Here is an 8884-nt window from a genome sequence, read left to right on the forward strand (position 1 = left end):
CGCCAGGTCGGCTGCCCAGCCGTCCAGGTGGCGCGGCTGGAAATGCCCCTCCAGGCAGCCATCGGCCCGCGCCCCGCGGGTCAGGCTCCAGCGCAACTCCAGGTTCGGGTGGCGCGCCGCCAGCGCCTCCAACTCGCCGAGCCAGGCGCGCTGGCCGGGATGACGGACGTAGTGCAGCCACAGCACGGGACCGCGATAGCCGTTCTCCAGCGCCTCGCGGAGCAGGCCGAGCAAGGGCGTCAGGCCGCTGCCGGCGGCCAGCAGGCAGACCGCCTCGGCCTGCATCGGCCAGCGCAGATCGCCTTGCGCGGGCTGCAACTCGACACGCTGGCCGACCGCCAGGTGTTCGCACAACCAGGGCGAGAGCAGCCCGTCCGGGTGACGCTTGACGGCGATTTCCAGGCGCTCGCCGACCACCCGGGTCAGGCTGTAGCTGCGCCCGACCCGCACCCCGTCGCGCTCCGCCAGCAGCTGGATGTGCTGGCCCGGCCGCGCCGGCGGCCAGCCGGGGGCGGTACGCAGGGCCAGGGCGAGCATATCGTCGGCCACCCAGTAGCGTGCCTCGACCCGCGCATAGTGGCGGTTCAGCGACGCCAGCGGATGGGCGTGGCGCAGCAGGCCGTCGACATCGGCCTCGCGCAGCCAGCCACGGGCGGCGAGACGGCGCAGGGGTGCGAGCAAGGGGGTCAGGAGAGCGAGGGGAAGCAAGGCCATCGAGAATATTTCAGTGAACGATCGTTCACAAAACTTTGCCCGTTCCGCGCAATCGAGTCAACAAGCGTTCACTGATGTATCCTTCGACCGCTGCCGTCCCCGGTTCGACCGGGTCGCGGGGCTTTTGCTACAGTCGCCGGTCTGCCAAAGGAAGCCGTATGTCCTCACCCCGCGCCGAACAGAAACAGCAGACCCGCCACGCGCTGATGAGCGCCGCGCGCCACCTGATGGAAAGCGGGCGCGGCTTCGGCAGCCTCAGCCTGCGCGAAGTGACGCGCGCAGCCGGCATCGTCCCGGCCGGCTTCTATCGGCACTTCAGCGACATGGACCAGCTCGGCCTGGCGCTGGTCGCCGAGGTCGACGAGACCTTCCGCGCCACCCTGCGCGCGGTGCGCCGCAACGAGTTCGAACTGGGCGGGCTGATCGACGCCTCGGTGCGCATCTTCCTCGACGCGGTCGGCGCCAACCGCTCGCAGTTCCTCTTCCTCGCCCGCGAGCAATACGGCGGCTCGTTGCCGATCCGCCAGGCCATCGCCAGCCTGCGCCAGCGCATCACCGACGACCTGGCCGCCGACCTGGCGCTGCTGAACAAGATGCCGCACCTCGACGGCGCGGCCCTCGACGTGTTCGCCGACCTGGTGGTGAAGACCGTCTTCGCCACCCTTCCGGAGCTGATCGACCCACCCGCCGCCGACCTGCCGCCGCACCTGATGCCGGCCGCGAAGATCACCCACCAGCTGCGTTTCATCATGATCGGCGGCAAGCACTGGCACGGCCTGCCCGACTGACCCCACACCTCCCCAGCGGACCTCCGGCTCGGCGTTCGCCCGCGGACTAGACGCGCGCGCACCTTTCCGGTGCGGCAAAAAAGTCGTTGCGCACCAACCTGGCGCGCTGCAATATTTTGTTACATCCCTATGGCCCCGTTTTCCCGGTACAGGCGTCCCGCATCGACCTGGCAAGGCCCTTGCTGGTGCTTGTTGTGATTCCTTTCCTGTCGCATTGCGGAAACTGCCCATGCTGGTCATTCACCAACGCCTGCCCGCCCGCTCACCCCGCTGGGACGAAGAACTCCACCTGACCTACGAGGCGCGCAGCAAGAGCCGCCTGCGCTGCTTCGCGGCGAGCGGCGAGGAGGTCGGCCTGTTCCTCGAGCGCGGCCAGCCGCCGCTGGCCGACGGCGACTGCCTGGAGGCCCGCGACGGTCGCCTGGTGCGGGTCGTCGCCCGCTCCGAACGTCTGCTCCACGTCACCTGCGCCAGCCCGCTGGAACTGACCCGAGCCGCCTACCACCTGGGCAACCGTCACGTCGCCCTGCAGGTCGGCGACGGCTGGCTGCGCCTGCTCGACGACTACGTGCTGAAAGCCATGCTCGAACAGCTCGGCGCCACGGTGGAGGCCATCGAGACGCCGTTCCAGCCGGAGCACGGCGCCTACGGCGGAGGCCACCACCACTCGCACCATGGCGAGGCGGAGTTCAACTACGCGCCGCGCCTGCACCAGTTCGGCGTGCGCCGGTGAACAGCATCTGGGCGCGCCTGCGCCTGGCCAGCTCGCAGTTGCCGATCGGCGGATACAGCTATTCCCAGGGCCTGGAGGCGGCCCTCGACAATGGCTGGGTGCGCGACGCCGAGAGCGCGCGGACCTGGCTGGTCGACCAGTTGCAACTGAACCTGGCGCGCTTCGAGGCGCCGCTGCTGGCCGGCCTGCTGCGCGCCGCGTTGATCGGCGACTGGGCCGCCTGCGATGCGGCCAGCGAGCGCCATAGGGCCAGCCGCGAGACCCGCGAGCTGGCCCAGGAGAGCCGGCAGATGGGCTTTTCCCTGCACCAATTGCTGGAAGCCCTGCCCGAACTCGACGCTCCCGGCCGCGCCTGGCTGGCGCGCCAGGACCCGCCCAATCTCGCCGCCGCCTGGGCGATGGCCGCGCGCGCCTGGCGCCTGGACGCCGAGGAGGCGCTCAGTGCCTGGTTCTGGAGCTGGCTGGAAAACCAGTTGGCGGTGCTGATGAAAACCCTGCCGCTCGGCCAACTGGCCGCGCAGAAACTTGCTTCCAGCCTGCTGCCGGAACTCGACCGCGCCTGCGCCGAGGCGCTGCGGCGGCCCGCCGTCGAGGGCAGCGCCGCGTTCGGTCTGGCGCTGGCCAGCATGACCCACGAAACCCAGTACAGCCGTCTGTTCCGTTCCTAGGAGAAACCCCATGACATCCCAACCCCTGCGTGTCGGCATCGGCGGTCCGGTGGGCTCCGGCAAGACCGCCCTGACCCTGGCCCTGTGCCGCGAACTGCGCGAGCGCTACAACCTCGCGGTGGTCACCAACGACATCTATACCCAGGAAGACGCAGAGTTCCTGGTGCGCAACGAGGCCCTCGCCCCCGAGCGGATCATCGGCGTGGAAACCGGCGGCTGCCCGCACACGGCGATCCGCGAGGACGCCTCGATCAACCTGGAGGCGGTGGACCAGCTCAACCGGCGCTTCCCCGGCCTCGAACTGATCCTGGTGGAATCCGGCGGCGACAACCTGTCGGCCACCTTCAGCCCCGAGCTGTCCGACCTGACCCTCTACGTGATCGACGTTTCCGCCGGCGACAAGATCCCGCGCAAGGGCGGCCCCGGCATCTGCAAGTCGGACCTGCTGGTGATCAACAAGATCGACCTGGCGCCGCTGGTCGGCGCCTCCCTCGATGTGATGGACCGGGACGCCCGGCGCATGCGCGGCGACAAACCGTTCGTGTTCAGCAACCAGAAGACCGGCCAGGGGCTGGACGAAATCATCGCCTTCATCGAGCGCCAGGGCCTGCTGACCGCCGCCTGACGCCACTTCGCAACGACAAGGAACCGCCAATGAAACTGCCCAAGCTGCTCGCCGCCCTCGTCCTGCTCGCCGCGCCGGCGCTGGCCTTCGCCCACCCCGGCCACGGCGAACACGGCCTGGTCGCCGGCCTCGCCCATCCGCTCACCGGTCTCGACCACCTGCTGGCGATGTTCGCCGTCGGCCTCTGGGCCGCCCAGCAACAGGGAGCCGCGCGCCTCGCCCTGCCCTGCACCTTCGTCGGCACCATGCTGGTCGGCGGGCTGCTCGGCTTCGAGGGCCTGCAACTGCCGTTCATGGAGACCGGCATCGCCGCCTCGGTGCTCGCCCTCGGTCTCTGCGTGGCCCTCGCCGTGCGCCCGCCGCTGGCGCTGGCGATGGCCGCCACCGCGCTGTTCGCCCTGGCCCACGGGGTCGCCCACGGCCTGGAGCTGCCGGACCTCTCCAGCCCCTGGCTGTACGCGCTCGGTTTCGTCGCCGCCACCGCCGCGCTGCACGCCGCCGGCTACGCGCTGGTGCGCTTCCTGCCGCAGGCGGCCGCGCCCCTGGTACGTCTCGCCGGGCTGGCCTCGGCGGGCGCCGGGGTCTGGTTGCTGGCCGGCTGAGCCGCCGCGCCTCCCTCAGCGCCTGATCAGCACCCGCCGACCTTGGTGCACGAGGCGCAGGCCATGGGTCTGCGCCAGCATCGCCAGGGCCAGCGGCAGGTCGTCGATGGGAAAGGTGCCGGAGACCCGAAGCGGGTCCAGCGACGGCTCGCACTCGATGCTCTCGCCCCCGTAGCGCATCAGTTCTCCCGCCCACTGCCGCAGCGGCATGTCGTCGGCCACCAGCAGGCCCTGGCGCCAGGCCAGCGCGGCCTCGCTGGCGGACTCGACGGGGCCGATCCGCTGGCGATCGAAGCGCACCCGCTGGCCAGCCTCGATCACCCGGCCATCCGCCGCGCTCGCGGCGCCCTCCGGACGCACCTGTACCGCGCCTTCGTACACCGCCAGCACTGTCTCTGCGCCCTCGCGTCGGACGCTGAAGGCGGTACCCAGCGCGCGCATCAGGCCCTGTTCGGTGCGCACCAGGAACGGCCGCGGCGGCTCGCGCCGATCCGCCGCGGTGCGGAGGTAGATCTCTCCGCGATACAGGCGCAGCAGGCGCTGGCCGGCGTCGTAGCGCACGTCCAGCGCGCTGTCGGTGTTCATCTCGAGCTGGCTGCCGTCCTCCAGCACCAGATCGCGCCGCTCGCCGACGGCAGTGAGGTAGTCGGCGCCGAAGCCGTCGCGCCAGACCTGGGCGCGCCATCCCCACCAGACCAGCGGTGCGCCGCCGAGCAGCAGGGCCAGGCCGCGCAGGACCGCGCGCCGGCCGCTGCCGGACGGACGCTCGAGCGCACGCCGGGCCAGCGCCGGCGGCAGCGAACCGATATTCGCCAGCAGACGCTCGGCGCGCCGCCAGGCGCGCTGGTGCTCGGGGCTGCGCGAGCGCCAGGACTCCAGCTCGGCCTGCTGCGCCGGAGCCAGCGGCCCCTCCTGCATCAGCAGCAGCCAGGAGGCGGTCTCCCTGAGCACCTGCGGGGCGATCGCCTCGGCGGCCGGCGGCCCGGAAAGCTCCGTATCGCCCGCCTGCGGCGCCCGGCTGGAAGCGCGGTCATTCATCGGGCATCAGGCTCAGGCAGGTCACGTAGGCCTGGTGGATGAACTTCTTCACCGTCGGCAGCGCGACGCCCAGCGCCTGGGCGATGTCCTTCTGCTTCATGCCGTCCAGCGTCGCCATCAGGAATGCCTGTTTCACCCGCGGTCGCAGGGTGTCGAGCAGCGCGTCGATCTCGTGCAGGGTCTCGACGATCACACTCTGTTGTTCCGGCGACGGCTGCAACGGCTCGGGCAACGTGGCCAGGGCCTCCAGCCAGGCGAGTTCCAGCGATTGGCGACGGCGCCAGCTGACCAGCACGCAGTTGGCGATGCGGGTGAGGTAGGCGCGCGGCTGACGGATCGCGTCACGCTGGCCGCCATCGCGGCTGGCGAGGATGCGCAGGAAGGTGTCGTGGGCCAGGTCGTCGGCCACGCCGCGTCCCCAGGAGCGAAGTCGGTAGGCCAGCCAGTTGCGCAACCAGGCATGGTTTTCACGGTAGAGCGTGGCGACGCAGTCGCGGTCCGCTTGCAGGCAGGGGCTTGGCGCATTCATCGGAGGCGCATTCATCGGAATAGTCAGCTGGTTTCAATCGCAAATGAAAACTATTATCACTAATTTTCTGCTGACCACAATGCCGGCGCCCTTCCTCGACCGGCCCCGCCGAACCCGAAATATCCCTTTTCCAATCTCGTGCGACAGAGGGAATGAGAGCCCGCAATGACGGGCGCCAACCCTGCGAGCGAAGAAGTCATGTCCCTACAACGCCCTATCCCCAGCCTGGCGCGTCCCTTGTCGCGCCTCTCCCCGCTCACCCTTGCCCTGCGCTGCGCCCTGCTCGGCCTGTCGGCGGTCGGCGCCGGCCTGCTCGGCGGCGGCCTGGCCCACGCGCAGAGCGTCGGCCAGCACAGCGCGGCTACCCGCCTGGACGACGCCACGCCGCGCAGCTACGACATCCCGGCGGGTTCGCTGGGCGCCTCCCTGGGCGCCTTCGCCAGCCAGTCGGGCCTGCTGCTGTCCTTCGACCCCGCGCTGACCCGCGGCCGCACCGCGCCGGCGCTCAAGGGCCGCTACAGCGTACTGGAAGGCTTGCAGCGAGTGCTGTCGAACACCGGCCTGCAGGTCGCGGCGGGAACCTCCGGCGCCTACCTGCTGGTCGAGCCGCGCATGTCCGGAGAAGCCCCGGCCGACCTGTCGCCGGTGGTGGTCTCGGCCGCCGAGCTGGCCGATCCGCAGAAGGAAACCTATACCGCGCCGCGCTCGTCGGTGTACCTCTCCAGCGAAGACATCGACCGCTTCGGCCGGGTTTCCGTGGGTGACCTGCTCCAGGGCATCCCGGGCGTACAGGTCGGCGACAGCCGCAACGGTGGCGCGCTGGACGTCAACATCCGCGGCATCCAGGGGCAGAGCCGGGTGGCGGTGCGGGTCGACGGCGCGGAGCAGGCGCTGGACGTCTACCGCGGCTACGCCGGCACCCAGCAGCGCAGCTACATCGATCCCGACCTGGTCAGCAGCGTGACCGTCGACAAGGGTCCCTCGACCCGCTCGGGCGCGATCGGCGGCAGCGTGGAAATGCGCACCATCGGCGTCAAGGACATCCTGGTCGACGGCAAGGACCTCGGCGTGCGCTTCACCGGCAACGTCTGGAACAACGGCGTCGCCCCGCAGCACCGCAGCGCCAGTTCGAAGACCGAGAATCTCAGCAGCGTGCCGCACGATGACCGCGGCAGCCTGTTCGGCTCCCAGGCCAAGTCCGGCAGCGCCGCCTTCGCCTACCGCAACGAGCATCTGGACCTGGTCGCCGCCTATGCGCAGCGCAATCAGGGCAACTACTTTTCCGGCAAGAAAGGCCAGGACCGCTATCGCGTCTACAACCGCTACGGTCGCGAGGAAAGCAGCGTAGCCAAGGTCTACAACGCAGGAGAGGAAGTGCTCAACTCGTCGTCGGAGACCGAGTCCTACCTGCTCAAGGCGACCTGGCGCATCGCCGACGAGCACACCCTGGACCTCGGCTATCGTCGCTACGACGGGCGCACCGGGGAGATCATGCCGTCGGACATCTTCCGTTTCGGCACCGCCGGCATCTACCAGTACCCATTGAGCGAAGTGAAGATCGACACCTACACCGCACGCTACCGTTACCTGCCCGAGAACAATCCGCTGGTGGACCTCAGTACCGGCCTGTGGATGACCGAGGCGAAGAGCGACATGCTGACCTCGGTGCTGGCACCGCGCTCCCAGGCCTATCGCTCCGACCGCAACTGGACGCGCCAGGACAACCGGCGCATCGGCGGCGACCTGAACAACGTGGCGCGCTTCGAAACCGACTTCGGCGATTTCAAGCTCGACCTCGGCGGCTCGTTCCAGGTCGAAGACATCCAGCCGCAGAAAAGCGTGGTCACCACCCTCCACGACATCAACGCCAACCGCACCCTGAGGGACGCCACCCGCCAGGAATACGGCCTCAACGGCAAGCTCGAGTTCAAGCCGGTCGAGCGCCTGACGCTATGGGGCGGCGGCCGCTACAGCCACTTCAACAGCAAGGACAACGGCATCTCCGCCTCGCCGCGGCGCGAGGATCGCGACATGCGCTTCATCACGGTGAGCAGGCCCGGCTACTACGGCTCGATGATGTGGTTCCCCGACCAGAACGGCCAGTACACCGACGCCACCGATCCGCGCCTCAACAACGGCATCGTCACCAACAACACCAACAATCCGTTCGAAGGCATTCCCTTCGACGAGTTCGGCCCGGCCAACGTGACGGTCCATCCCTCGCGGGTCACCAACGTGGTCACCGGCTACAACTACAGCAAGAAGGGCAGCAGCCGCGGCGGCGGTTTCTCGCCGGCATTCGGGATCAATTTCGAGCTGGCCCCGGATACCTTCGTCTACGCCTCCTACACCGAAGGCCTGCGCCTGCCGTCGCTGTTCGAGACCAGCCAGGGCACTCTCCAGGTCGAGCCGGGCAAGGACCTCAAGCCCGAGCGTTCGCGCAGCTGGGAGATCGGTGCCAGCGCGCTGCGCGACAGCCTGTTGGCCGACGGCGACTCGGCGGCGATCAAGCTGGCCTACTTCAACAACACCATCAAGAACTACATCACCCGCTATTACGATCCGGGCCAGATGGGCCTGATGACCTTCAGCAACACCGACAGCTACCGCACCAGCGGTCTCGAACTGCAATCGCACTACGACGCAGGGCGGGTGTTCGCCGACCTGTCGGCGACCTACTACCTGAAGACCGAGACCTGCGACGCCGCCTTCGCCGCCAGGCTGCGCGCCGGCGCCAACCGCTACCAGCGCACCGAGAACACGCCGAACTGCACGCCGGGCAGCTTCATGGGCTCCTATACCAACACGCAGAACCCGCCGCGGCTGGCGACCAACCTGACCGCCGGCCTGCGCTTCTTCGACCAGGCCCTGACCCTGGGCGGGCGCATGACCTATACCTCCGGCCCCACCGCCACGGCGGACAAGCCCTGGCAGGTCGGCGCCACCACACCGCAGATCGAGTACCGCTCGGTGCAGCTGTTCGACCTGTTCCTCAAGTACAAGCTGTTCGAGCACACCGAACTGAATGCCTCGCTGCAGAACCTTACCGACCGCTATTACCTCGACCCGCTGGCACAGAGTTTCATGCCCGCGCCCGGGCGTACCCTGCGGGTGGGGATGCAGGCGAAGTTCTGAGCCGCCCTCTCCCCCTCCAGGCGTTGTCGGCGGAGCGCCGCTCCGGTAGGGC

At 69.2% G+C, this 8884-nt stretch carries 9 protein-coding genes; 6 read left to right on the forward strand and 3 right to left on the reverse strand.

Annotated features, from left to right (window positions below):
* On the reverse strand, nucleotides 1–714 hold a 714-nt coding region (locus tag FFS27_RS23235; protein ID WP_137952231.1), incomplete at its 3' end, for an FAD-binding oxidoreductase.
* 158 nt (nucleotides 715–872) lie between these two features.
* Here FFS27_RS23235 and desT point away from each other — a divergent pair.
* The 5 genes from desT to FFS27_RS23260 all read left to right on the forward strand — a co-directional run bounded on the left by desT (nucleotide 873) and on the right by FFS27_RS23260 (nucleotide 4130).
* Nucleotides 873–1502 (forward strand): TetR family transcriptional regulator DesT, encoded by a 630-nt coding sequence (gene desT / locus FFS27_RS23240; RefSeq protein ID WP_003095524.1) that lies wholly within the window; start codon nucleotides 873–875, stop codon nucleotides 1500–1502.
* A gap of 229 nt (nucleotides 1503–1731) precedes the next feature.
* Nucleotides 1732–2235: an urease accessory protein UreE gene (ureE, locus tag FFS27_RS23245; protein ID WP_137952232.1), complete on the forward strand. Its 504-nt coding sequence runs from the start codon at nucleotides 1732–1734 to the stop codon at nucleotides 2233–2235.
* Nucleotides 2232–2903, forward strand: coding sequence for an urease accessory protein UreF (locus tag FFS27_RS23250; RefSeq protein ID WP_003095528.1), 672 nt, complete (start codon nucleotides 2232–2234; stop codon nucleotides 2901–2903). The genes ureE and FFS27_RS23250 overlap by 4 nt, the downstream gene beginning before the upstream one ends.
* Nucleotides 2904–2913: 10 nt before the next feature.
* Nucleotides 2914–3528: an urease accessory protein UreG gene (ureG, locus tag FFS27_RS23255; protein ID WP_003095530.1), complete on the forward strand. Its 615-nt coding sequence runs from the start codon at nucleotides 2914–2916 to the stop codon at nucleotides 3526–3528.
* 29 nt (nucleotides 3529–3557) lie between these two features.
* Nucleotides 3558–4130: a HupE/UreJ family protein gene (locus tag FFS27_RS23260; protein WP_009314328.1), complete on the forward strand. Its 573-nt coding sequence runs from the start codon at nucleotides 3558–3560 to the stop codon at nucleotides 4128–4130.
* A gap of 15 nt (nucleotides 4131–4145) precedes the next feature.
* On the opposite strand, the gene FFS27_RS23265 is transcribed toward FFS27_RS23260, so the two are convergent.
* Together FFS27_RS23265 and FFS27_RS23270 are read right to left on the reverse strand one after the other, a co-directional pair.
* Nucleotides 4146–5168: a FecR domain-containing protein gene (locus FFS27_RS23265; RefSeq protein WP_009878224.1), complete on the reverse strand. Its 1023-nt coding sequence runs from the start codon at nucleotides 5166–5168 to the stop codon at nucleotides 4146–4148.
* A complete protein-coding gene (locus FFS27_RS23270; protein WP_003095533.1) occupies nucleotides 5161–5697 on the reverse strand; it encodes a sigma-70 family RNA polymerase sigma factor in 537 nt (178 codons plus the stop codon). Before FFS27_RS23270 ends, FFS27_RS23265 begins: the two co-directional genes overlap by 8 nt.
* A gap of 198 nt (nucleotides 5698–5895) precedes the next feature.
* Between FFS27_RS23270 and FFS27_RS23275 the strand changes: the two genes are divergently transcribed.
* Nucleotides 5896–8832 (forward strand): TonB-dependent receptor, encoded by a 2937-nt coding sequence (locus tag FFS27_RS23275; RefSeq protein WP_277600516.1) that lies wholly within the window; start codon nucleotides 5896–5898, stop codon nucleotides 8830–8832.
* Nucleotides 8833–8884 lie beyond the last annotated feature (52 nt).

It is taken from the genome of Pseudomonas sp. 2VD, from assembly GCF_005503585.1.
Classification (GTDB): Bacteria; Pseudomonadota; Gammaproteobacteria; order Pseudomonadales; family Pseudomonadaceae; genus Pseudomonas; species Pseudomonas aeruginosa.

What these genes read in the sequence shown, in the direction of transcription:
- FFS27_RS23260 (WP_009314328.1), top strand. Translation starts at nt 3,558, where the DNA reads ATGAAACTGCCCAAGCTGCTCGCCGCCCTCGTCCTGCTCGCCGCGCCG.
- ureE (WP_137952232.1), top strand. Translation starts at nt 1,732, where the DNA reads ATGCTGGTCATTCACCAACGCCTGCCCGCCCGCTCACCCCGCTGGGAC.
- FFS27_RS23265 (WP_009878224.1), bottom strand. Translation starts at nt 5,168, where the DNA reads ATGAATGACCGCGCTTCCAGCCGGGCGCCGCAGGCGGGCGATACGGAG.
- desT (WP_003095524.1), top strand. Translation starts at nt 873, where the DNA reads ATGTCCTCACCCCGCGCCGAACAGAAACAGCAGACCCGCCACGCGCTG.
- FFS27_RS23275 (WP_277600516.1), top strand. Translation starts at nt 5,896, where the DNA reads ATGTCCCTACAACGCCCTATCCCCAGCCTGGCGCGTCCCTTGTCGCGC.
- ureG (WP_003095530.1), top strand. Translation starts at nt 2,914, where the DNA reads ATGACATCCCAACCCCTGCGTGTCGGCATCGGCGGTCCGGTGGGCTCC.
- FFS27_RS23270 (WP_003095533.1), bottom strand. Translation starts at nt 5,697, where the DNA reads ATGAATGCGCCAAGCCCCTGCCTGCAAGCGGACCGCGACTGCGTCGCC.